Origin of the sequence: Acinetobacter sp. D009, from assembly GCF_038562025.1 — a bacterium.
GTDB lineage: Bacteria > Pseudomonadota > Gammaproteobacteria > Pseudomonadales > Moraxellaceae > Acinetobacter > Acinetobacter pittii.
In genome coordinates this window covers 1,683,058-1,705,143 of record NZ_CP151886.1, presented here as the reverse complement: position 1 = coordinate 1,705,143, position 22,086 = coordinate 1,683,058, and the positions used below count along the sequence as shown (strand labels likewise).

General features: G+C 37.3%; 25 protein-coding genes. 15 read left to right on the top strand and 10 right to left on the bottom strand.

The annotated features are described in order from the left end of the window. The first annotated feature begins 4 nt into the window (after positions 1-4). Together AAC388_RS08075 and AAC388_RS08070 are read left to right on the top strand one after the other, a co-directional pair. Positions 5-655, top strand: a complete 651-nt coding sequence (locus AAC388_RS08075; RefSeq protein ID WP_005069007.1) for a TrkA family potassium uptake protein — start codon at positions 5-7, stop codon at positions 653-655. 18 nt (positions 656-673) lie between these two features. Next, the gene (locus tag AAC388_RS08070; RefSeq protein ID WP_206217913.1) at positions 674-2,011 is read left to right on the top strand and encodes a TrkH family potassium uptake protein; all 1,338 of its coding nucleotides are present in this window, start codon (positions 674-676) and stop codon (positions 2,009-2,011) included. 38 nt (positions 2,012-2,049) lie between these two features. On the opposite strand, the gene AAC388_RS08065 is transcribed toward AAC388_RS08070, so the two are convergent. Next, the gene (locus tag AAC388_RS08065; RefSeq protein ID WP_342371466.1) at positions 2,050-3,201 is read right to left on the bottom strand and encodes a phospholipase A; all 1,152 of its coding nucleotides are present in this window, start codon (positions 3,199-3,201) and stop codon (positions 2,050-2,052) included. Positions 3,202-3,222: 21 nt separating this feature from the next. After that, complete coding sequence (locus AAC388_RS08060) at positions 3,223-6,162, bottom strand: insulinase family protein (RefSeq protein WP_342371465.1); 2,940 nt, start codon at positions 6,160-6,162, stop codon at positions 3,223-3,225. Between the two features lie 381 nt (positions 6,163-6,543). Between AAC388_RS08060 and AAC388_RS08055 the strand changes: the two genes are divergently transcribed. From AAC388_RS08055 to AAC388_RS08020, 8 genes are all read left to right on the top strand, one after another. Beyond that, positions 6,544-7,548 (top strand): adenosine kinase, encoded by a 1,005-nt coding sequence (locus AAC388_RS08055; RefSeq protein ID WP_057075247.1) that lies wholly within the window; start codon positions 6,544-6,546, stop codon positions 7,546-7,548. A 16-nt stretch (positions 7,549-7,564) separates the two neighbouring features. Beyond that, the gene (locus AAC388_RS08050) at positions 7,565-7,873 is read left to right on the top strand and encodes a Rieske (2Fe-2S) protein (RefSeq protein WP_002121079.1); all 309 of its coding nucleotides are present in this window, start codon (positions 7,565-7,567) and stop codon (positions 7,871-7,873) included. Between the two features lie 25 nt (positions 7,874-7,898). After that, positions 7,899-8,507: an OB-fold-containig protein gene (locus AAC388_RS08045; RefSeq protein ID WP_309166960.1), complete on the top strand. Its 609-nt coding sequence runs from the start codon at positions 7,899-7,901 to the stop codon at positions 8,505-8,507. 378 nt (positions 8,508-8,885) lie between these two features. After that, positions 8,886-9,080, top strand: coding sequence for a cytochrome oxidase putative small subunit CydP (gene cydP, locus AAC388_RS08040; protein WP_005073962.1), 195 nt, complete (start codon positions 8,886-8,888; stop codon positions 9,078-9,080). Then, entirely contained in the window at positions 9,080-10,666 is a 1,587-nt protein-coding gene (locus AAC388_RS08035) for a cytochrome ubiquinol oxidase subunit I (RefSeq protein ID WP_005068987.1), read from the top strand. The genes cydP and AAC388_RS08035 overlap by 1 nt, the downstream gene beginning before the upstream one ends. After that, positions 10,663-11,808, top strand: coding sequence for a cytochrome d ubiquinol oxidase subunit II (gene cydB, locus AAC388_RS08030; protein ID WP_086393717.1), 1,146 nt, complete (start codon positions 10,663-10,665; stop codon positions 11,806-11,808). The genes AAC388_RS08035 and cydB overlap by 4 nt, the downstream gene beginning before the upstream one ends. 10 nt (positions 11,809-11,818) lie before the next feature. Further along, on the top strand, positions 11,819-11,920 hold the full coding sequence (gene cydX, locus AAC388_RS08025) for a cytochrome bd-I oxidase subunit CydX (RefSeq protein WP_002120988.1): 102 nt from the start codon (positions 11,819-11,821) through the stop codon (positions 11,918-11,920). Next, positions 11,921-12,220 (top strand): cyd operon YbgE family protein, encoded by a 300-nt coding sequence (locus AAC388_RS08020; protein ID WP_004791954.1) that lies wholly within the window; start codon positions 11,921-11,923, stop codon positions 12,218-12,220. It begins immediately after the preceding gene. A 64-nt stretch (positions 12,221-12,284) separates the two neighbouring features. Here AAC388_RS08020 and AAC388_RS08015 read toward each other — a convergent pair whose 3' ends face one another. The 5 genes from AAC388_RS08015 to AAC388_RS07995 all read right to left on the bottom strand — a co-directional run bounded on the left by AAC388_RS08015 (position 12,285) and on the right by AAC388_RS07995 (position 15,981). Then, positions 12,285-12,956, bottom strand: coding sequence for a DUF2057 domain-containing protein (locus AAC388_RS08015; RefSeq protein WP_342371464.1), 672 nt, complete (start codon positions 12,954-12,956; stop codon positions 12,285-12,287). Positions 12,957-13,176: 220 nt separating this feature from the next. Beyond that, entirely contained in the window at positions 13,177-13,773 is a 597-nt protein-coding gene (locus tag AAC388_RS08010; protein ID WP_002121011.1) for a nitroreductase family protein, read from the bottom strand. A gap of 189 nt (positions 13,774-13,962) precedes the next feature. Further along, on the bottom strand, positions 13,963-15,075 hold the full coding sequence (ftsY, locus tag AAC388_RS08005; protein WP_005068978.1) for a signal recognition particle-docking protein FtsY: 1,113 nt from the start codon (positions 15,073-15,075) through the stop codon (positions 13,963-13,965). A gap of 120 nt (positions 15,076-15,195) precedes the next feature. Beyond that, positions 15,196-15,522, bottom strand: coding sequence for a hypothetical protein (locus AAC388_RS08000; protein ID WP_002120920.1), 327 nt, complete (start codon positions 15,520-15,522; stop codon positions 15,196-15,198). A gap of 99 nt (positions 15,523-15,621) precedes the next feature. Further along, a complete protein-coding gene (locus AAC388_RS07995) occupies positions 15,622-15,981 on the bottom strand; it encodes a hypothetical protein (RefSeq protein ID WP_002120892.1) in 360 nt (119 codons plus the stop codon). 216 nt (positions 15,982-16,197) lie between these two features. On the opposite strand from AAC388_RS07995, the gene AAC388_RS07990 reads away from it, so the two are divergent. From AAC388_RS07990 to AAC388_RS07980, 3 genes are all read left to right on the top strand, one after another. Then, a complete protein-coding gene (locus AAC388_RS07990) occupies positions 16,198-16,431 on the top strand; it encodes a hypothetical protein (RefSeq protein WP_002121063.1) in 234 nt (77 codons plus the stop codon). A gap of 282 nt (positions 16,432-16,713) precedes the next feature. Beyond that, positions 16,714-17,088, top strand: a complete 375-nt coding sequence (locus AAC388_RS07985; RefSeq protein ID WP_005802084.1) for a DUF2750 domain-containing protein — start codon at positions 16,714-16,716, stop codon at positions 17,086-17,088. Between the two features lie 144 nt (positions 17,089-17,232). Continuing rightward, positions 17,233-17,664, top strand: a complete 432-nt coding sequence (locus AAC388_RS07980) for a CBS domain-containing protein (RefSeq protein ID WP_032036362.1) — start codon at positions 17,233-17,235, stop codon at positions 17,662-17,664. A gap of 56 nt (positions 17,665-17,720) precedes the next feature. Here AAC388_RS07980 and AAC388_RS07975 read toward each other — a convergent pair whose 3' ends face one another. Then, positions 17,721-18,929 (bottom strand): aspartate aminotransferase family protein, encoded by a 1,209-nt coding sequence (locus AAC388_RS07975; protein WP_342371463.1) that lies wholly within the window; start codon positions 18,927-18,929, stop codon positions 17,721-17,723. 227 nt (positions 18,930-19,156) lie between these two features. Here AAC388_RS07975 and grxD point away from each other — a divergent pair, with 227 nt between their 5' ends. Then, positions 19,157-19,498 (top strand): Grx4 family monothiol glutaredoxin, encoded by a 342-nt coding sequence (grxD, locus tag AAC388_RS07970; protein ID WP_002120913.1) that lies wholly within the window; start codon positions 19,157-19,159, stop codon positions 19,496-19,498. 47 nt (positions 19,499-19,545) lie between these two features. Here the strand turns inward: grxD and AAC388_RS07965 are convergent, their stop codons facing one another. Then, the gene (locus tag AAC388_RS07965; RefSeq protein ID WP_342371462.1) at positions 19,546-19,869 is read right to left on the bottom strand and encodes a hypothetical protein; all 324 of its coding nucleotides are present in this window, start codon (positions 19,867-19,869) and stop codon (positions 19,546-19,548) included. Positions 19,870-20,110: 241 nt separating this feature from the next. On the opposite strand from AAC388_RS07965, the gene AAC388_RS07960 reads away from it, so the two are divergent. Further along, on the top strand, positions 20,111-21,010 hold the full coding sequence (locus tag AAC388_RS07960) for a LysR family transcriptional regulator (protein WP_002120927.1): 900 nt from the start codon (positions 20,111-20,113) through the stop codon (positions 21,008-21,010). Positions 21,011-21,055: 45 nt separating this feature from the next. Here AAC388_RS07960 and map read toward each other — a convergent pair whose 3' ends face one another. Next, positions 21,056-21,850 carry a type I methionyl aminopeptidase gene (gene map, locus AAC388_RS07955; protein ID WP_017386019.1) on the bottom strand — a complete coding sequence of 265 codons (795 nt, stop codon included), beginning with the start codon at positions 21,848-21,850 and terminating at the stop codon, positions 21,056-21,058. Between the last annotated feature and the right edge of the window lie 236 nt (positions 21,851-22,086).

Here is a 22,086-nt window from a genome sequence, read left to right as displayed (position 1 = left end):
CAACATGGCACAGTTCGCAGTCATTGGCTTAGGTAGTTTCGGAGCAACGGTAGCTCAAGAACTCACAAAATTAAATCATGATGTTATTGGCATCGATACAGTAAAAAAGAATGTCGAAAATCTTGCCGACGTTTTAACTCATGCCGTCATTGCTGACGCTACCGATGAACATGTGCTTGACGAATTGAATATCCAAAATTGTGATGCTGTTGTAGTCGCAATTGGTGAAGATATTGAAGCCAGTATTTTGTGTGTGTTGAACTTAAAAAATTTAGGAATTGATAAAATTTGGGTAAAAGCAAAAACCAAAGCTCATCACACCATTTTGTCACACCTTAATATCAATAAGATTATTCATCCTGAAGAAGATATGGGCGTAAGAGTTGCTCAAGCTCTGAACTACCCTATGGTAAGCCGCTATATGTCTTTAGAAGATGACCATTACATTATCAAGATTGAAATCCCAGATAAGCTTAACGGCATCAATTTATATGGCATTATGCAGCAGGCGCCTCAAGTCAAAACATTGCTGGTGAAAAGACAGCAGCAAATTTTGTTTGAGACTGAAGAAAATTTCACTTTGCAAACACATGATATTCTTATTTTAGAAGGTCATTTATCACAGTTAAAGAAACTTTCTAATTGCTTCTTATAAGAAAACGAACTCTAGAATATGTCCATATATCCCAAGCCTCATAAAACGTTAAATTTAAGCCCTCCTTCACTGTTAGCGCTAGGGTTTTTAGGCTTTATTACTTTTGGCACTTTATTACTTAAATTGCCATTTGCGAATACAGGCAATGTCAGTTGGATGGATGCGCTTTTTACAGCCACCTCAGCAGTTACAATTACCGGTCTATCTGTTTTAAATATTCATGAATCTTTTAGCCTCTTTGGGCAAACTATTATTTTATTACTGATCCAGTCTGGCGGTTTGGGTTTTATGACTTTTGCGATATTGGCCGCATTAAGTTTGTCACCAAAAGTTGGTCTTAAACAGCAAATGATGGCTCAAGATAGTCTCGGACAAACAAGCCTATCAAAAGTTACTTTTGTTGCTAAAGGAGTTGTCACCTATACCCTTATTTTTGAGCTGATTGGTACAGTTATTCTTACCGCTGCTTTTGCACCAACCTATGGGTTTGCACGCGGTTTATATTATGCAGCTTTTTACAGTATTTCCTCATTTAACAATGCTGGTTTTTCATTGTTTTCAAATAGCTTAATGAACTTCCAGAGTAACTATATTATTTGTATAACCATTAGCATCCTTTACACTTTAGGTGGTCTTGGTTTTTTAGTACTCATGGATATTAAGCAAAACAAAAGATGGAAAAAACTAACGCCAAATAGCAAGCTTATTCTTACCACTATTGCAATTATTAACCTAGTTGCGTTTATTTTAATATGGGCTTTAGAAGCTCAAAATCCCGCAACTTTAGGGATGTTAAACTCAGGTGAACAAGCATTAAACGCTTGGTTTCAGGCAACAGTTCCACGGTCTTCAGGGTTTAATACCATTGATACAGGTGCAATGACCAACAGTAGCTCCCTACTGATGATGTTACTAATGTTTATTGGTGGTGGCTCACTGAGTACAGCCGGTGGAATCAAAGTTGGAACCTTTGTCATTTTAGTACTTAGTGTAATTTCATTTTTACGCCGTACAGATGAAATTAGAATATTTAATCACTCTGTATCTCACGAAACCACCTATAAAGCATTAGCTGTGACTGCTATTACGAGCATACTGATTTTCATTGGCTTCTTTATTCTTTTGCTTTTAGAGCCTAAAGCAGATTTTATGAATTTGCTTTTTGAGGTTGTTTCAGCAGCATGTACAGTAGGCCTCTCTCGTGGAATCACACCAGATTTACATAATGGTAGTTTATTCATTTTAAGCCTACTCATGTTTGCTGGAAGGCTTGGACCTTTAACACTCGCCTACTTAATTGCTACTCCTAAAAAGAGCCGGCTTAAACATCCTCAAGCCAACATTCAAATTGGATAATAAAAAAGCCGCTTTAAAAGCGGCTTTTTTATAGAGTCTTAGTACCAATTCAAGAGCGATACACCCAAACCAGCATAAGTTGCTCGATGGTTATAATCAATTAGGCTTTCACCATAACCATTAAACAACTGGAAATGTCCGCGTAATTTGCCACTGATTGGAAAAGCCCAGTCAAATTGCACAGCACCATGAGAGTCATCACCACCTTTCAATGAATGACGCAGCATTAAAGAGAAGTCATTCTGCTTCCACTTATAAAACGCTGTTAAATCACCACGACCAATGTAATCTTCCATATCCGGATTATTATCATCTTTACTATCTTCTTCAAGACGAATCCATGGACGAAGCATTAAAGCAAAATTACCACGCTCCAATCCAACATTAAAGATTACACGGTTCCAGCTACGAGATAATGGATCTGAGCGACCATTTGACTGATGATTTAAGGTAACTCCAAGCAAACGCCCATCTAAACCAAGCAACTCGTAGTTCGTTCTAAACATTAAACTTGCTTCTGGCTCATAATTCGTTTCACGGAATGGGCGAGATTCTTCAGCATTGAACGTCTGCCAGCGTGAAGATTGCGTATACCCTACCCACAAATCACCATTATTTCCAAAAATATTTTCCCAAGCTTTGGTTTTCAAAGAAATCTGAAACTTACTTTCTGTTGATTTCAGATTCTGAGCATCCGTTACAGTATTATTTGGATTTGGACTACTCGGGAATTCATTCTTGTCACTGGTCCAAAATACAGGTAGTAAATAGACTGGCTGATAAGCACGAATATTCCAAACACCGAGTTTACTTTTTTCAGATAATTCCCAACGTTGATCTAGCAAAGAAGTAGTAGGCTCAAGTGTAGGCGCTTTACCAATCACTTTAATATTACTAACTGTATCTACAACCTTCTCTTTAAATGTTTCTGGTTGAACAGCAGGCTGATCGATTTTTTTAACAGGCTCAGGTACTACCGCGGCTTGCAAAACAGGTAGAGCTGCTGGCTTAAATACAGAGTCGTAACAAGCTAGACGATCGGCATTCGAAGCAAGAGCAACACATGCATCAACTGTGGCAGGATTTGCTGGAGCTAAGGTATCAGCATACGTTACAGACGCACATAAACAGCTAAGCACGATTCCCATGCTTAGCTGTAAAGATGTGCGTTCAAATTGTTTGAACGCCATGTTCAATCTCCAATTTTTATTTTAATTAACTTGTTGAATGGTAAAACCTAATTGCTGCAATTCATCACGTTTAGCAAATGGCGCAACTACAGCTTTTACAGGAGTTTGCTCTACTAAATATTGACGAGCAACACGTTTTAAATCATCCAATGTTACATGCAACAATCTTTCACGCAAAGTACGGCGGAAAGCTGGTGTTCTCGCATGCAACAATGCATAACATGCTGTAATCGCTTCACCCGCTGGAGAGCCTGGTTTATCCATACTTGCCACTAAACCAAGAATCGCTTCTTCAAGCTGATGAGGTTGTTGCTCTGTATTTAATAACCATTGCACGCTTGCTTCAAAGTCTTTAAACGTCTCTGCTAAACGTGGGTCACGGTAGCTAAAGAAACGGAATGAACACGCATTTCCATCATAACTAGCACCGCCACCATAAGCACCACCTTTTTCACGGATAGCACTGTGCAAGAATCCGTTACGTAAATAAGCTGCCAATACCATTAATGGAGCCGCATCTGGATGTGATACTTCTACGGCTTGATATGCAGACGCACAGAATTGAACGTTTGTCTGAATTAACCATGCTTCATGATTATTATCATTAGCTTGTTCTACTTGAGTTAACTCAGCTGTAGCTGTATCAACATTTAATTTATCCCAAACATTCTGGATTTCTTCAACCAAACGTTCAGATTGATGTTCTTCACAGACAAGTAAGAACTGTTTAGGCGCTTGCAACAACTTACTATGAATACGTTTTAATTCTGCAATCAGCTCATCGTAAGCGGCATCATCTTGGGTAATTTTAGTAACAAGCTCACCTAACCAGTTCAAAGCACCTAAACCTGTGTTTTGATAGTCGCGTTGAGCCAAGGCACTCATGTTACGAGAAGCTATCTGCATCGCATAGCTATGACCTGATCCAGAGAGACGAGATTGCCAACGTGTTTTACGTTGTTGCAGTAACTCGATAATTCGTTCTTTCTCATCAAATCGAAGCTGTTCAAATGCTAATTTTAATAAATGAATTGCATCAAATTTCTGAGTCAACGATTTAGTCGTTAAAGTCAGCCAAGCACTAATTTTATCTTTATCATCAACTTTACTACGTAAAGAAGCGCCCATTCCTAAACCACCACTTACAGCGGTTTGCAAGTTTTGTAGTTCAAGATAGCCATATTCGCCTGCACCCACTTCACCCATCAAAATAGAAAGCAAATTGAAGTAAGGTGACTTCACAATATCTTCAGGGATCTGGATAAGTACTTGTTGATAGTAAATGCCGTTAGTACCCGCATGGTACAAGTTCAACGGCGTATCCATACGATTACAAATAATTTCGCGTAACTGACCTTGCACAATATGCAAGTCAGCAGGTACATCTTCCAAACCTACTTTTGGCAATAACTCAAGATTATCAGGAGTGTCCTGACGTTCCTCTAAAGCCTTAGTCTTAGCAATGATTTCAGCCTTATCAGCATCTGTTAGCTTTTCACCAATAGCCGCTAAACGAGCTTTTTCCGCTTCCTGCTCTTTTACAGACTTGGTCGGGTCTGGAACTAAAGTCATTTGTACGCGATGAGGGTTGTCGAGCAAATGTGTTTGAATCAGATTTGATAGCCACATTGGGTCTTTCAACTCTTCTTTAACTTGTGCAATTGCGCTGTCAACATCCCAAATTTGGATTGGATCATTATGGTGAATCGCACCACTTAAGCCATTTAAAATTAGACTTAAACCATACGGTGTACCATCACCATTAATTTCACGTTGATGTAACTCGATTTGATGCAAAATTGCATCGACTAAATTACTATCAATTGGTTTTGCAGCAACATCACGCAGAATATTTAAAACACCATCTCTAAAGCTTTGCGCATGTTCAGGATTTGAACCTTGAACACCACAGTAGAAAGTCATTTCAAAATTACTATCGTCTACGCCCATTAATGGACCTGTAGATTGAGCATAACCACAAGTTTCTAAGTAATGACGGAGTGGCGAAGCTGAATTTTCTAATAAAATTCCTTCAACCAAACGCATTCCCAAACGCAATTTCACATCATTTGCTTCTGGTAATAACCAAGATAAAACATGATAAGTTTTATCTTTTAAATCATCACTATCAACACCATAGTTTTCTGTTACTTCAATTGGTGCAGCTAAACGTTTTTCAGGCTTAGAATATAAAGTTGTTCCCGCAGAAAACTTATGTAGAGCTAGTTTTTCAAATTGCTCTTGTAGTTCATATGCTGTCTGATTACCAAAGGTCATGAATACAGCATTACTTGGATGGTAATGTACTTTATAAAAATCGACTAACTGCTCATACGTTAAATCAGGAATATCTTTCGGATCACCACCAGAGTTGTAATGATAGGTCGTTTCAGGAAATAAATGATGGGCCAACTGATGATAAAGTTGGTCAGACGGCGCACTCATCGCACCTTTCATTTCATTAAAAACAACACCTTTATAAACAGGTTGACCATTTTCCAGTTCAATACGAATACCTTCTTGAGCAAAATCAAGTGGATTCAAATTGGCAGCAAATGCCGCATCAAGATAAACAGAAAGTAAGTTTTGAAAATCTTTTTTGTTTTGAGTAGCGAATGGATATGCTGTCCAATCTGCTGCGGTAAATGCGTTCATAAAAGTATTTAAAGAACGACGAATCATTAAAAAGAATGGATCACGTACCGGAAACTTTTCAGATCCACACAAAGCCGTATGTTCTAAAATATGTGCCGTGCCTTTAGAGTCCATAGGCTGGGTTCTAAAAGCAACAAGAAATACATTTTCATCATAATCAGTTGCCAAGTGATAATGCACCGCACCTGTGACTTTATGCTTATATTCAGACACTAAAATATCTAATGCTTCAACATGGTGCTGACGTAGCAACTGAAACGCAGGGTGAACAGTTTGAGAAATGGTTTCAGTGACATCTACAGTCATGTGATCTCCTAACATATCGGATAAGTGAATAAGTCTCATTATAGCCTGAGTCAGCTTGAGATTGGCGAACAAAAGCCAAGTAAAATACTATGTTTTTGTTGAGTATTAGTTTTCATCGGCATAGCTTTGATATCAAACACATAGCCATGAATGTTTTATCCTAACAGAACAAAAGCTTTTAATTCTATGTATATGATAGATATTAAATAAAAAAGCTTATCAATTTTATCTCAACGAGCTATTTTCGAATCAAAAGAGTATTCACTCAACAATATTTTTCCACTAATTTTTGATTTAACTGAATTTTATTCAACAAACTACAGCAAATCCAAGCAATGGTGTAAACTTAGCAACCTGATTTTTTATTTTGTGACAACACATATGGCAACTGTAGATCTTTTTGCAATTGGTAATGCATTAATCGACCAAGAATTTAAAGTGTCTGATGATTTTCTTAGTCAGCAAGGCTTGCAAAAAGGCACAATGCAGTTGTCCGATGGCGACACTCAATCTGCTCTTTATGCAGAGTTAAAACAGCATCAAGATTACAAAGGTCAAGCAAGTGGTGGTTCTGCTGCGAATACTACTGTAGCCTTTAGTGCATTAGGTGGAACTGCTTTTTATGGTTGCCGCGTTGGTAACGATGATTTGGGTTCAATTTATCTGCAAGGTTTAAATGAAGCTGGCATCCAAACCACTCCAAAATCAATCAGTGAAGGCGTGACAGGTACCTGCATGGTACTCATTAGTCCTGACTCTGAACGCACAATGCATACCTATTTGGGCATCACTGCTGAACTTTCTCAAGATCAAATCGACTTTGAACCATTAAAAACAGCAAAATGGCTTTATATTGAAGGTTATCTTTCTACAAGTGAAACAGCGCGCAAAGCTGTAAAACAAGCCAGAGAAATTGCAAAAGCAAATGGCGTTAAGATTGCTTTATCTCTTTCAGATCCTGCCATGGTGCAATACGCTCGCGAAGGCTTAGAAGAGCTCATGGATGATGGCGTAGATTTACTATTTTGTAATGAACAAGAAGCCTTAATGTATACAAATACAACAACTGTTGAAGATGCTCTTGCTCAATTACGTTTTAAAAATCATACAGTAGTCATTACACAAAGTGCTAAAGGTGCTTTAGTTTCTAACTCTACTCAACATTTCCATGTTGCAGGTCGCCACGTAGAAGCCGTTGATACAAATGGTGCTGGCGATGCATTTGCAGGCGCATTCCTTTATGCCTTAAACCATCATCAAGATTTGAATGCTGCTGCACAGTTAGCTGTCTTAATTTCTAGTGAAGTTGTTTCTCAATTTGGCCCACGTTTAGCGATTAATGATTATGCTAAACTTCTTGAAAATTTTCAGAAGGAATGTGCTTGAAATGGAAAGGATCTGTATGACGGAAGAAGTTCCTGAGCGTGAAGCTAGAGCTTTTGACACTTTACAAGGAACTACTATTTTCATTACACAACGTGATGGCGCATTCTATGCTTATCAAAACTTATGCCCTCACTTGCAAACAGAGCTTGAATATTTAGAAAATCAATTTCTTGATCAAGACCAAGAATATATTCAATGTTCTACCCATGGTGCTTTATTCACTGTGGAAACAGGCGAATGTATCTCAGGACCATGTTTAGGTGATTTTTTAAATAAAGTTGAGATTAAAGTACATTCAGATGGCGGTATCTATATCGTAGACTGAAGCGATCAACATTAGAGTTTCTGCCATGGCTGATTTCTTTTTCAATTATTATCTTATACCCTTTCACTTAAGTGTAGTGGCTTTGATATTACTCAGCGTGGTAGAAACCATTGGTATGTATATTGGACTTCGTCCAAGTCAATTACTCAAAAAAATTGCGCCTGTTTGGCTTTCTAATTCACCACTACTTAACGTTAAATTTTCTAAAGCTTTAATTTTCGTTTTTTTACTTATCAATTTTAGTTTTGCAGGCTATTTTTTACAGCTCTCTTTCTTTGCAATCCAGCATTATTTTATTTCACCATTTTATTTAATCGTCCCAGCCCTTGTCATCGCAATCTTTTTTACTGTATTCATGATTCACTGCCTTGACCAAGTAATTAAACCAAAGCTTACTCATACAAACTATAATCTTTTAGGACGACTAGCGACAGTTTCCAGTGGTAATGCTAGACCTGGATTTTCTGCTCAAGCGCGAGTGCGTGATGAATTCGGCCAGCTCCATTATGTTCAAGTCGAACCAGAATACGGCGAACTCGAATTATACTCTCAAGTTATCCTTGTCAGAGTGCATAAAAGCCATTATGTAGCCAAGAAAATTTCTGTATCAAACGATCTTTTCGCCCCCGATTAAATTCTCACTACTATTCTATTTAATTACTGCTTATAGCAGGCTTTATTACGCCTATATTTTATTATTTTCTTTTTAATTAATTATTTATTATTCCAACCATTTTAGTTTGGAATATAATTTATAAATATAATATACAACTATTTTGGTTGGTATTAAATTAAAACAAACCATTTTAATAAACTTAATATTTTTATTTACAAGTGTTTTAGTAGGATTTAATAATTAATTCAAACTATTTTAGTATAGTATTTATTTTAAAATATTAAGCGATTGTTTTATATAAATTAATTATTTAAATATTCATTTAAAATATATTTAATGTTTATTTTTATTATATTTTGATTAATAATAAAATTAATATCAAATGAGGTTTAATTTATGAGCCTTAATTTTAAAAATCTTAATGGTCGTTTAGTTAAAGAAATCACTATTATTCTAATAATAAAAATAGTGCTTCTCTTAACGATCAAACATATTTGGTTTGATGCTCCCACCATCCCCAAAAATTTTGACAATCAGGTCGCCGAGCATATTGCTGGCGATAACATTTCCCACATTAAGGAGACACGTTGATGATTTCTGAAAGCGTGGTTGATCTTTCGCGGTTTCAATTTGCGATGACCGCAATGTATCACTTTCTTTTCGTCCCTTTAACTCTAGGTTTGGCATTTATCCTTGCCATCATGGAAACCACTTATGTCATTTCCGGTAAAGAAATTTACAAGGATATGACCAAATTTTGGGGAAAATTATTTGGTATTAACTTTGCTTTAGGGGTAACAACTGGCTTAACCATGGAGTTCCAATTTGGAACAAACTGGGCTTATTACTCACACTATGTAGGTGATATTTTTGGTGCTCCATTAGCAATTGAAGGCCTTATGGCATTCTTTCTTGAGTCTACATTTATTGGTTTATTCTTCTTCGGATGGGACCGTTTAAGTAAGGTTCAGCATCTAGGCGTAACGTGGTTAGTCGCTCTAGGTTCTAACATGTCAGCACTCTGGATTTTAGTGGCGAATGGTTGGATGCAAAACCCTGTAGGTGCTGCATTTAACTTTGAAACCATGCGTATGGAATTAGTTGATTTCGGCGCACTTATCTTTAATCCTGTAGCTCAGGTGAAATTCGTACATACCGTTTCTGCGGGCTATGTAACTGGTGCAATTTTTGTACTTGCCATCTCAAGCTATTACTTACTTAAAAAACGTGATCTTCCTTTCGCACGTCGCTCATTTGCAATTGCTGCCATTTTCGGTCTTGCATCTACACTTTCAGTGATTCTGTTAGGTGATGAATCTGGCTATGAACTCGGTGATGTTCAAAAAACTAAACTCGCAGCGATCGAAGCCGAATGGGATACTCACCCTGCTCCTGCTCCGTTTACTTTGTTTGGTGTACCAAACCATGAAGAAATGCGGACAGATTACGCAGTTAAAATTCCATATGCATTAGGTTTAATTGCAACTCGTTCAACAACCAAAGAAGTTACTGGTCTTAAAGATCTCATGCAGCAGCACGAAGTTCGTATTCGCAACGGTATGCTTGCCTATGCCGAACTTGAAAAATTACGTGCAGGTGATCGCTCACCAGAGTTATTAGCCTCTTTTGAAAAAAATCAAAAAGATTTAGGTTATGGCCTACTTCTTAAGAAATATGCACCCAATGTAGTTGATGCAAGCGAGCAAAATATTAAAGCTGCTGTAAAAGATACTGTTCCAAATGTTACAGCGCTATTTTTCTCTTTCCGCGCAATGGTTGCCTCTGGTTTCCTAATGCTATTACTTTTCATTTTAGCAACTTGGGCTGTAGCAAAAAGAAATGCTGAAAATAAACCTTGGCTCCTGAAATATGCATTGTTTGCTCTACCGCTTCCTTGGATTGCTGCACAAACTGGCTGGTATGTAGCTGAAGGCGGTCGTCAACCGTGGTCTATTGGTGAAATCTTACCAACCCATCTCTCTACTTCTAGTTTAAGTACTGGTGACGTATGGGGTTCGATTATTGCGCTAGCAGCGTTCTACACTGCTCTTTTGATTATTGAAATGTATTTAATGATTAAATTTGCTCGCTTAGGACCAAGCTCTCTACACACTGGCAAATATCATTTTGAAAAGCAAGAACCGAAAGCAGCGGTTAATGGGGAGGCCTTATCATGATTGAATATGAATTATTGAAAATCATTTGGTGGGTGTTAGTTGGTGTACTACTCATAGGCTTTGCTCTGACTGATGGCTTTGATATGGGGTCTATGGCTCTCATGCCTTTCGTTGGAAAAACCGATAGCGAACGCCGTGCTGCAATCAATACCATTGCCCCACACTGGGATGGTAATCAGGTTTGGTTTATTACAGCGGGTGGTGCACTATTTGCTGCATGGCCAATGGTTTACTCAGTCGCTTTCTCAGGCATGTACTGGGCACTTTTGTTAGTTCTATTTGCACTTTTCTTAAGACCAGTAGGTTTCGATTATCGCTCTAAACTTGAAAATACCAAATGGCGTAACTCTTGGGACTGGGGTCTATGCATCGGTGGTGCTGTTCCAGCGCTTGTGTTTGGTGTGGCTTTCGGTAATTTGTTTTTAGGTATTCCTTTTAGTTTAGATAGCACATTACGCTCTGAATATACAGGCAGCTTTTTTGCCCTTCTTAACCCCTTTGCTTTAGTTTGCGGTGTGGTAAGTCTGTCTATGCTTTGTGCACATGGCGGTGCATGGCTCATGCTACGTACTGATGAAGCTTTAAAACAGCGCTCTGCCAAGGCCACTCAAATTATGGCGATTATATTTTTAATTTGTTTCCTTGTAATTGGAGCATGGCTGTATTTTGGGCAAGTTCCAGGTTATAGCTATGCTGTTGCTATAGACCCAAATACTGCGCTTAACCCTTTAGCTAAAGAAGTGGTTACCAATAGCAATCCTGGTTGGATGAACAATTACAGCACCTATCCAGTGACTAAAATTGCCCCTGTTCTTGCCATATTAGGCGCAATCATTGCAATTTTTGCTTCTTCAAAAGTAAAAGCAGGCTTAAGTTTTACTGGTACAAGTTTAATGATTGTAGGAGCAATTTTAACTGCTGGTTTTGCCCTATTCCCATTCCTACTTCCATCTAGTATCAATCCTAACTCTAGCTTGACAATGTGGGATGCTGTATCAAGTCACCTTACTTTAGGCGTTATGACGGTTGCTGCCTGCATTTTTGTTCCTCTTATTTTGATCTATACCACTTGGTCTTATTACAAAATGTGGGGAGTCATCACTAACAAACATATCGAGTCAAACTCGCATAGCTTGTATTAAGGAGAAAACTATGTGGTATTTCGCATGGATCCTAGGCATTTTGATGGCATGTTTTGCGGGTGTACTCAGCGCGCTTTATATCGAACATCATCAAGATTTAGATGAGGAATAAATGATGGCAAAAGCAATGACAGCATCAAATCATCGAAAAGCTCAAGCATTTGCAATGGCCCTTTCTTTTCTGTTGGCATTGCCGCTTGCTGCAATTTTGTTGGTTTATCCTTCACTCATGCTAGATGCTAACGGGCACTACAATCATAGCCAACTTATGCTGGTGATGATTGGTATTTCTGGTGGTTTTATTTATGGAGTGGGTTTCGTACCCAACTTCTGGTTATGGAAATGGCTATTTAGCCCATGGGTGGCTTGGCCTCTCATGCTTTTAGGTTATTACATCTGGTTTCTAACCTAAATTAAAAAGACCTCATCTGAGGTCTTTTTTCATTTCGATTAAATTAATAGGTACTAATATTAAATTAATTTGATTGTTCAGCTAACCATGCCATAAATTTTTGACGCTCAGCTTTAGAAGCTTTTTGCCAAGTTTCTACTAAACGTTGATCATTCGTTTGTGCTACGCCTGTTACAGGCATAGATGTTGGAGCTGGTACAGCCACCTGAACAGAAGTAGGTTTAGCAGAGGCATACACTGCCTCAGGCTGCGATTTAGATGATTTAGTCGTAAAGTCAGTGACTTTTCCTAATAAACCCGTTGCAAACCATGGTTTTGCCTCATTGTTTGCACCAGTTTGTTGTACGATTAATTCATTATTTTCGCTGTACAAAGCCACAGTTGGTTGCTCAGCATATTTCTTTGCTTGTTCAAATTGCTTTGGTGCATCTACCATTCTGAGCTTATAAGTTTGCCCATCTTTGAGTACTGGAGTTTGAATTGTGACTACTCCAGATTTAACAATGTCATGCTCTCCGCTTAAATGTTCAAAGTATTCTTGATAGCGCACACTTAAGCTTGTTTCACCAGCATCGACTTTATAATTATTTTTAGATGAACGAAATAACCCAGAGTTGACTTCCTGACCATTCACCGCAAGGATTACAATTTCCTCTGGTGCTGTAATTGTAACTGCTGAAAATACCGAACCGCTGAGTAATAAACCAATTGCAGCAACACCTAATCTTAAAGTCATCTGTCTCTTTCTCTGTGTTTGATAAGCTATTAAATCATGAGCAATATGCAATATGATTGTGACTATTTTATGACAAAGCAGTTATCGACTAATTTCTTGATTTATTATTTTGAAATATGCATTTGAATTTCATAAATTTTTGTTTTATGTATTCCTCCTATTCAGTCTAAAAGCATAAAAAAAGCACCTAAAATAGGTGCTTTTTTTAATTTCAATTAAATTAATTGAAAGTTTTGAAACGATCAGCATCATTAATAAATGCTTTTTCACCTGCTGGTGCTTCAACCGAACCAAATACTAATTGAGCACGTAACTTCCAAGTTGCAGGAACATCAAATGCTTCAGCTGCGTCTGCATCGACAATTGGGTTATAGTGCTGTAAAGAAGCACCTAAGCCAAGCTCTGAAAGCGCAGTCCAAGTTGCAAATTGAGCAATTGCACTTGAGTGTTCAGACCATACAGGGAAATTGTCTGCATATAGTTCGAATTGCTCTTGTAAGCTTTTAACAACAGCTTGGTCTTCATAAAATAAAACCGTACCAACACCCGCTACAAAGCTATCAATTTTTGCATTTGTACCAGCAAAAGCTTCTGCAGGAACAATTTTACGCAAAGCTTCACGAACTAAATTCCAGAATTTAGCATGAGATTCACCGTATAGTGTCACTACACGTGAAGATTGTGAGTTAAAAGCTGAAGGACTATGTTTAACTGCTTCACGGATAGTTTCTTCAATTTTAGTGCGATCTAATGCAACGTTTTTACCAATTGCATAAATTGTACGACGGTTTTTAATTTTATCTAAGAAAGTAGACATTTTGTTATTTCCTACCTATTGATTTGACCAAGGGTCGTTGTTTGGGAATGAGTACAGTGTATTAAAGTCATTTTTCATAATCAGCATTAAAAATATGACAGTTCGTTTTATTTTCGCAACAATAATAAAAGATATACATATAAAAAAAGCTTCACGGTTTAGTGAAGCTTTTTAGGGTTACCAAGCAATTTACTTATCAGTTTCAAACAGCGCAGCAACAAAAGATTTAGCCGAGAATGGTCTTAAATCATCAATTTTTTCACCTACACCAATAAAACGAATTGGCACATGGGTGCGACTTGCAATATTAAAGAGCACACCGCCTTTCGCAGTTCCATCCAGTTTGGTAATGGTAATACCCGTTAAACCTACAGCTTGATCAAACTCTTGTACTTGGTTAATCGCGTTTTGACCTGTTCCTGCATCTACCACCAACATAATTTCATGAGGTGCAGTTGCATCAATTTTCTGCATAACACGTTTAACTTTTTTGAGTTCTTCCATCAAGTTACTCTTATTATGTAAACGACCTGCCGTATCCGCAATTAATACGTCAATTCCTTTAGCACGAGCACTTTCAAAGGCATCAAAAATAACAGAAGCACTATCAGCTCCATGACCTTGCGCTACTACAGAGATATCGTTACGTTCACCCCAGATCTGTAATTGTTCAGTTGCTGCGGCGCGGAATGTATCACCAGCAGCCAACATCACTTTTTTACCTTCACCTTGTAAACGTTTCGCCAACTTACCAATTGTTGTAGTTTTACCCACTCCATTTACCCCAACCATCAAAATCACATAAGGTGATTTATTAGGGTCAATATGTAATGGCTTAACACGTGGAGCCAACAAAGCAACTAACTCTTCTTGTAACGCTTTATATAAAGAGTGGGAATAGATCAAATCACCACGAGCTGTACGCTCTGTTAAATTGGTAATGATGGTTTTAGTTGCTTCAACACCAATGTCTGCAACCAATAATTGCTCTTCGACTTCTTCAAGTAACTCATCGTCAATTTCCTTTCCGCCAATCAAGATATTGACCATACCATCAGCGAAATTACGACGAGTTTTGGTTAAGCCTTCTTTCATCCGGCCAAAAAAACCAGTTTTTGGTTGTTCAGCCGCTGTTCCTGTAGAAGCTACTTCGTCTTTGGCTACTTCAATATTTTCTTGTGATTTAGCAGGAGATTCAACGATGGGAACATCGATAGCAGGTAAATTAGGTAATGTGACATCGTCATCACCGATCTCAGCATCTATCAAGAATTTATTTTGCATATTCGATTGTTGCTCCATGCGGATTCCTTGAAAAGCAGCGCGTTTAAAAAGATAAAGTTTAGCATAAATTCAAAATTTTGCCTGCCACAATAGTGCTCAAAAAGCTTTGGAAACCAAGATTTAGCCTGATTACCCTATTTACTGAGTATCTTCCTGAGCAAGTGCTGGATATTGTCTAATATGAGCACCTTCAAATTGATATGCATGCATTAACTTTAAATACTCTGCTCTATGAATTTCTGATTGAGCTATTAACAGCTCAGCCATATCCTGAGTTTTAGGATAAGTGGCCTGATGAGAGAGTTGTATAATTCGTTGATATTGTTCCGGACTAATAGGCCGAAGTAATGCTAAATATGACAGCACAAAAATACAGCCAATGACAATAACCACAAATAGGTTAAAACATTGATCAACTTTTAACTCAGACTTTAATTTAAGAAAATTTTGTTTGAATATGAGCATGACCTACCTCGAATTAGTGTAGTGTAGGGTTCAATACTCATAAGCACAAGATCAAACATCCAGTAAGGCCAAGAATCGTACCTTACTGGATAATAATACTTAGCTTATTAGTGAACGAATGACGGAAAAGTATAAAATTGCTGCAATAATCACTAAGACTAAAAACATCGCAAAAATACTTAAACCTTCTTCAGCATCGGCTGGATGCAGTTCGTCTTCGTCGGCAATTTTTCTCAGTTCACCATCATAAACTTGATAAAACCAGTTTTTTTGTGCAGGTTCCAAATGCCTTGCAAAATCAAATACTCTTTTGCGCTGAGCAAGACAATAATCCCCTAAATGGATCTCTTGATGAAAGATCGCTTCATCTAATAGTTTACGATGATAATGGGCTAGTTCTATGATTTGTTCCTCTCTAGGTGGAGTATCAAAAACAAAGCCATCGATAGTATTTGTCATATTTTATTCTCCTTGTCTTTTATTCTCATATTGATTTTACTCAAAATTATTTGTGAATAATGTTTAATCATGTATCCTAATAGTGAATTAACTGGTATGCACCAATAGTTGACAAATCCATTAATTTGTAATATTAGTTTAATAATTCTAAGTTAAATTAATTTAAAGGCAGCGGCCTTTAGAAAAAGTAATCATAATTACAATAAGGAGTTTTCTATGATTCAACGTATCTCTCATCATGATTTAGAACATGTGTACGCAACTGCAGTAAACACAATTCACTCTCAAATGAATTTTCAGGATGCAGTTGCACAGTTAGAAGAAGTTGCTCGCGCTGGGCACGGTAAAGCTGCTCTGTTTTTAGCAGAATTGTATTATCAAGGTTTCCGTGTTGAACGTGACTCACTTAAAGCACAATATTGGCAAAAGTTAGCCACAATGCAAGCATAAAGAAACGTCACTTAGGTGGCGTTTTTTTACGTCTGGAAATAAGTAAAACTAGCAATTTATCTAAAGCTTTACTTCGCCACTTCAGTCGTGGCTCAGGTGGCGTTTTTACGCTGTAAAAATTTTCTGTAAATATAATTCACTACGCAACGTTCTAACCGTTTGAAGTAAAGGACATGAATTTCACAGCTGGAATATTTGTTTACGATTTGATACCTGTTTAAACTGAAATGTCATCTGATTTTTTTATAATAAGCAAGACAAGTTAGAACCTTTAAATTCACAATGAAAAGTTTAAGTAATCTACAACCGGTTTCAAGAGACTTGATGATTAAGATTTATATTTTAAGAACCATGATGTATTGCGGGGTTCTTTGGGGATTATTTCATCAGGGATGGGCAATTAAATCAGATCAGGAAGACTTTATTTTTCCTTTTTGGCTTAATGGTTTGCAGGCACATCGCTACGCAAAAGAGCATTGGCCACATTACAAACCAAGAAGAATTACACCTAAAGATTTCCATGAGTCTTTACTACCAACTTTAACACGACTCAACGTTACTCCTGCTTTGTTTAATTCATCTCATAGAAAATTAAAGTTATCCACTCAGCAAATGCAACATTTCTTTTTCAAACATCCGAATTGGCAAGGAGCGTAAAATTTTCTTTAGGTTCTTCATCTCTATTAGAATGCTTTTTGAACGCTTGAATGTAAAACTTGTATTTGAATGACTATCCAGTCTTTGCATTTTTATAAAATCAAGCTAATTTAAAACAAAATGATAAAACACAGGACAGAAGAAATGACAATCGTTGCACAAGTAATCAAGAACAAAGCAGAACAAGATATTTTTACAATTTCTCCAGAAGCCACTGTCCTTGAAGCAATTAAGATTATGGCGGATAAAGGAATTGGTGCACTCGTCGTATCTGAGGGCGAAAAAGTTGTCGGAATTTTATCTGAACGTGACTACACACGAAAAGTAACGCTTATGGAACGTTCATCATATAGCACTACAGTTGCTGAAATTATGACATCTAAAGTACTTACAGTAAGCCTAAACAATACAGTTGAAGAGTGCTTACAGCTTATGACAGATCGTCACTTACGCCACTTACCTGTATTAGACAATGAAAAACTAGTTGGTTTTATCTCTATTGGCGACTTAGTAAAAGCTGCGATGGAAGATCAGAAAAATCTCATTGAACAATTAAAACAGTATATCTCTGGTTAATTATTTCATATAAAAAAATGGGCATTTATATGCCCATTTTTTATTGATGTAAAAACTTAAAGATAGTTATTAATTAAAGCAACTAAACGCTCTAGCAAGTCATCAGCCTGTGCTTGAGTCATGTTAATTGGTGGCAATAAACGCACTACTGAACCAGCTGTAACATTAATAATAAGTTTATGTTGATCTCGAGCTATTGCGACGAGCTCAGCGCAGTCTCTAGGCAATTGAATACCAATCATCATACCAAAGCCACGTACTTGCACATCTTTATATGCCAATTGCGCACGTAATTGATCAACAATATAACCACCAACAACTGCCGCGTTTTCTACAGCATTCTCTTTTTGGATTGTATCAATTACTGTATAAACCACACGAGAACCTAGCACTGTGCCACCATAAGTAGACCCATGGCTACCAGGCCCTAATAAGCCAACAGCTTTACCTTGGGTCATTACCGCACCTACTGGAAAGCCATTACCAAGTCCTTTCGCAGTCGTCAAAACATCAGGCACAATGTTTGTATGCTGATAAGCAAAATACTTACCGGTACGGCCGTTACCTGTTTGAATTTCATCTAGTATCATTAGCCAGTTATGTTGATTACATATGGTGCGGACTTCTTCAAGATAGCTAAAGCCTTGAGGCGCTGTATTAATACCGCCCTCACCTTGAATAGGTTCAATCAAAATCGCAACAATATCTGGGTGCTGCAAAGCAGCTTCTTGAATTGCTTCTACATCACCAAAGGGCACACGAATAAAATCATTGGTTAAAGGAGCAAAACCATCTTGTACTTTTTTATTACCAGTAGCTGAAAGTGTTGCTAAAGTACGACCATGAAATGATTGCTCTGCCACAATTATCTTTGGTGAACTTATACCTTGTTGAGTACCAAATTTACGAGCAATTTTAATGGCGCCTTCATTTGACTCAGCACCACTGTTTGAAAAGAAGATCTCTTCCATCCCTGAAACTTCAGCAAGCTTCTGAGCAGCAGCCGTTTGCCAAGGAATCTCAAATAAGTTACTTGTATGCACAAGTGTTGCAGCTTGTTCAGCAATTGCTTCTGCGATGACTGGATGCGCATGACCTAAACCACATACAGCAATACCGGTTAAAGCATCTAAATACTCTGTACCATCTTCGGTATATAGATATGCCCCTCGGCCTCGTACAAAACTGATCGCTTGGCGACCATAAGTAGCCATTAAATGTGATGGTTGATCAGGTTGTATTGGAGCTAGGGTAATATCATTCATAACGAACTCTGTCTGTATGAGGTTTTAAGAAGGGTTTATATAAGCAAAAACTGGCTCTGATGAAAAGTCTCATCACTCATTTATCTAAAATTTCGTCCGCTTTTTGCTATCGCTTCGGTTTATACAATAAAATATTGAATATTCAATGCAACTTTAAGTAATCAGGTGGTTTGCAAAGCGATGTAAACACCCCCTATAATGCTGCTAGATTAGTTGAGGATCTCTTTATGACTGAACAAGCACGTGATACTGAAGCGTTAATCCGCGATCAAATTGCGAAGCATCCCGTTTTACTTTACATGAAAGGCACTCCACAGTTTCCACAATGTGGTTTCTCTGCACGTGCTGTAGAAGCGCTCAGTCAAATTGGTCGTCCATTTGCATATGTAAATATTTTGGAAAACCCTGATATTCGTGCAACATTACCAAAAATTGCGAACTGGCCTACTTTCCCGCAACTTTGGGTAAATGGCGAACTTATTGGCGGTAGCGATATCATGCTTGAAATGTTCCAAAATGGCGAATTAAAACCATTAGTTGAACAATACAGTGCAGCGCCAGAAGCGTAAATAATAAAAAAGCCAATCAATAGATTGGCTTTTTTATACTCTCAATTTTAACGATCGCTTACCCCGACATAGCGAAATAAATTTTCCACACCTAAATCAGATTTTAAAATAATTAGATTTTCATATGTTGTTGTCGTGAGAGCTTCAAAAACATTCATATTCGGATCTTCGTGCAACTCATCCACATTTTGATCCATACACTCTTCAAATCGATCAGCAATAAATTCAAACCCCAAATCCATAGCAATAAATAAAGTATGTTCACATGGCTGAATATATTGTTCTTGCGCCCAGTCAATTATTGCTTGTTTGCAAAATGGACATTCAATATTCGCAGAAGCATCGTTAAGTTCAATTAATTGATAGTGCATTAGATTTGAAAAGAATAGAAAATTGTAGTGTAAAAGAAATTAATTGAAAGTTCTAGAAAAGGCTAGAACCACTCATCAAAAAACACACAATAAAATTACATTGTAATGACAATATAATTTCAAATTATCAGCTAAAGGAATATCTTAGTATATGTTTTAATTACAAAAAATTTAGTTTAAAAATTATCGTTGCAAAAATAATAATGTAAAATCATTGTTGTTGCAGAAATAGGATATTTTAATGCTCACTGATCTTGATGATTTTTATTGTTTTGCTCTCGTCGTTGAGCATGGTGGTTTTAGTGCCGCTGAGCGTGTAACGGATATACCAAAATCAAAACTAAGTCGTCGCGTATATAGCCTAGAAGAAAACTTAGGCGTTCGCCTGATTCAACGCAGCTCTCGTCATTTTGCTGTTACAGATATTGGGATGGATATTTATAGACATGCTCAAGTCATGATGAATGCTGCACAGGCTGCTCATGATTTGGTTGATCATTTAAGCATTCAACCTAGAGGTGTTGTAAAGGTTAGTGTTCCTGTTGATATTGCTCAAAATCAACTGCCTAAAATTTTGCCTGCTTTCTTAAAAAAATATCCAGAAATTCGTTTGCAACTTATGGTCAGCAATCGTCGAGTAGATGTCATTAATGAAGGAATTGATATTGCTTTACGTGTTCGCTCAAAACTAGATGATGATCCAAGTTTAGTTCTTAGACAGTTTGCACTTATTGAACAGAGTCTATTTGCAAGTCAGGCATATCTAAATGAATTTGGAGATATAAAAAATCCAGAACAACTTAGTGAGCATCGCATTTTAAGTTTGTCTGAAGAGCATCTTGATCAACAATTCCTTTTGCATGGTCCAGACAATCAGCAAAAGAAAATCAAAGTCAGCCCTATCGTAATGGGTACAAATATCCATATGTTGGCGCAATTAGCGAGTCAAAACTGTGGAATCGCTTTACTACCAGAGAGCGCAGCAGAAGATTTTCTAAAATCTGGACAGCTTGTACAAATTTTACCGGAATGGAAAGCTCCTCACGGTATATTACACGCCGTATATCCATCACGCCGAGGGTTACTACCTGCTGTACGCGTGTTTATTGATTATTTGGTAGAACATCTTTCTGAGCATTAAAATGAATTTAAAAAAAGTTCGATAATTATCGAACTTTTTTTATTTTTAAATTACAGGATAGTTTCCTACACCTTCAGGCCAAGGTGTTAAGAGTTCAAAGCCAGTGTCAGTTACAGCAACCATATGTTCCCATTGCGCAGATAACGAAAGATCTTGAGTAATAACTGTCCATCCGTCATTTAATTCTTTAACCTGTGGTCTACCCGCATTAATCATCGGTTCAATCGTAAAGACCATACCTTTTTTTAATACTAAGCCTTGCCCGCGCTGTCCATAATGTAAAACATTAGGTTGTTCATGATAAACCTTACCAATCCCATGACCACAATATTCTCGAACAATGCTATACCCTTCTCGATGAGCAACTGACTGAATAGCATAACCAATATCGCCTAGTGTAGCTCCTGGCTTAACAGCATGAATCCCAGCAACCATCGCTTCATAAGTTGTATCAACAAGTTTTTTTGCTTGCGGGTTTACATCACCTACAAAATACATGCGGCTCGTATCACCAAAATAGCCATCTTTAATAATTGCGACATCAATATTAATAATATCGCCATCTTTTAAAATCTTATTCGGTGACGGAATTCCATGGCAAACTACTTCATTTACTGATGTACATATTGTTTTAGTAAAACCATGATATCCCACATTCGCAGGAATAACTTTTAAAGTATTTACAATATAGTCATTACACAGGTTATCTAAATATTCAGTAGATACACCCGGTTTAATATATGCCCCTATCATTTCTAAAACTTGTGCAGCCAAGCGTCCAGAAACTCTTAACTTTTCCAGATCTTGTTCAGTTTTTATTGTAACAGTAGAAGCTCTCATTCAGTTTTATCCTCGTAGACACTGCTTTTACCACGCCTACAAAAATGTAAGTTAATTTAGAATATTCTAGAACGGATATAGGATAGGCTGGAAGCATTAAATGCCCAAATATTCAACATTCATAATAGAAATTCCTACTTTTATTTTTGCATAATTTCTTTAAAAAGTCAGAGACAAAAAATGATTTCCTAATTTCTTTCAATGGTTTTTCAAATACATACCTTAACCAGTTGATA

Excerpts from the sequence above, each read along its gene's own strand:
- AAC388_RS08075 (WP_005069007.1), top strand. The coding sequence starts at position 5 with ATGGCACAGTTCGCAGTCATTGGCTTAGGTAGTTTCGGAGCAACGGTA.
- AAC388_RS08070 (WP_206217913.1), top strand. The coding sequence starts at position 674 with ATGTCCATATATCCCAAGCCTCATAAAACGTTAAATTTAAGCCCTCCT.
- AAC388_RS08065 (WP_342371466.1), bottom strand. The coding sequence starts at position 3,201 with ATGGCGTTCAAACAATTTGAACGCACATCTTTACAGCTAAGCATGGGA.
- AAC388_RS08060 (WP_342371465.1), bottom strand. The coding sequence starts at position 6,162 with ATGACTGTAGATGTCACTGAAACCATTTCTCAAACTGTTCACCCTGCG.
- AAC388_RS08055 (WP_057075247.1), top strand. The coding sequence starts at position 6,544 with ATGGCAACTGTAGATCTTTTTGCAATTGGTAATGCATTAATCGACCAA.
- AAC388_RS08050 (WP_002121079.1), top strand. The coding sequence starts at position 7,565 with ATGACGGAAGAAGTTCCTGAGCGTGAAGCTAGAGCTTTTGACACTTTA.
- AAC388_RS08045 (WP_309166960.1), top strand. The coding sequence starts at position 7,899 with ATGGCTGATTTCTTTTTCAATTATTATCTTATACCCTTTCACTTAAGT.
- cydP (WP_005073962.1), top strand. The coding sequence starts at position 8,886 with ATGAGCCTTAATTTTAAAAATCTTAATGGTCGTTTAGTTAAAGAAATC.
- AAC388_RS08035 (WP_005068987.1), top strand. The coding sequence starts at position 9,080 with ATGATTTCTGAAAGCGTGGTTGATCTTTCGCGGTTTCAATTTGCGATG.
- cydB (WP_086393717.1), top strand. The coding sequence starts at position 10,663 with ATGATTGAATATGAATTATTGAAAATCATTTGGTGGGTGTTAGTTGGT.
- cydX (WP_002120988.1), top strand. The coding sequence starts at position 11,819 with ATGTGGTATTTCGCATGGATCCTAGGCATTTTGATGGCATGTTTTGCG.
- AAC388_RS08020 (WP_004791954.1), top strand. The coding sequence starts at position 11,921 with ATGATGGCAAAAGCAATGACAGCATCAAATCATCGAAAAGCTCAAGCA.
- AAC388_RS08015 (WP_342371464.1), bottom strand. The coding sequence starts at position 12,956 with ATGACTTTAAGATTAGGTGTTGCTGCAATTGGTTTATTACTCAGCGGT.
- AAC388_RS08010 (WP_002121011.1), bottom strand. The coding sequence starts at position 13,773 with ATGTCTACTTTCTTAGATAAAATTAAAAACCGTCGTACAATTTATGCA.
- ftsY (WP_005068978.1), bottom strand. The coding sequence starts at position 15,075 with ATGGAGCAACAATCGAATATGCAAAATAAATTCTTGATAGATGCTGAG.
- AAC388_RS08000 (WP_002120920.1), bottom strand. The coding sequence starts at position 15,522 with ATGCTCATATTCAAACAAAATTTTCTTAAATTAAAGTCTGAGTTAAAA.
- AAC388_RS07995 (WP_002120892.1), bottom strand. The coding sequence starts at position 15,981 with ATGACAAATACTATCGATGGCTTTGTTTTTGATACTCCACCTAGAGAG.
- AAC388_RS07990 (WP_002121063.1), top strand. The coding sequence starts at position 16,198 with ATGATTCAACGTATCTCTCATCATGATTTAGAACATGTGTACGCAACT.
- AAC388_RS07985 (WP_005802084.1), top strand. The coding sequence starts at position 16,714 with ATGAAAAGTTTAAGTAATCTACAACCGGTTTCAAGAGACTTGATGATT.
- AAC388_RS07980 (WP_032036362.1), top strand. The coding sequence starts at position 17,233 with ATGACAATCGTTGCACAAGTAATCAAGAACAAAGCAGAACAAGATATT.
- AAC388_RS07975 (WP_342371463.1), bottom strand. The coding sequence starts at position 18,929 with ATGAATGATATTACCCTAGCTCCAATACAACCTGATCAACCATCACAT.
- grxD (WP_002120913.1), top strand. The coding sequence starts at position 19,157 with ATGACTGAACAAGCACGTGATACTGAAGCGTTAATCCGCGATCAAATT.
- AAC388_RS07965 (WP_342371462.1), bottom strand. The coding sequence starts at position 19,869 with ATGCACTATCAATTAATTGAACTTAACGATGCTTCTGCGAATATTGAA.
- AAC388_RS07960 (WP_002120927.1), top strand. The coding sequence starts at position 20,111 with ATGCTCACTGATCTTGATGATTTTTATTGTTTTGCTCTCGTCGTTGAG.
- map (WP_017386019.1), bottom strand. The coding sequence starts at position 21,850 with ATGAGAGCTTCTACTGTTACAATAAAAACTGAACAAGATCTGGAAAAG.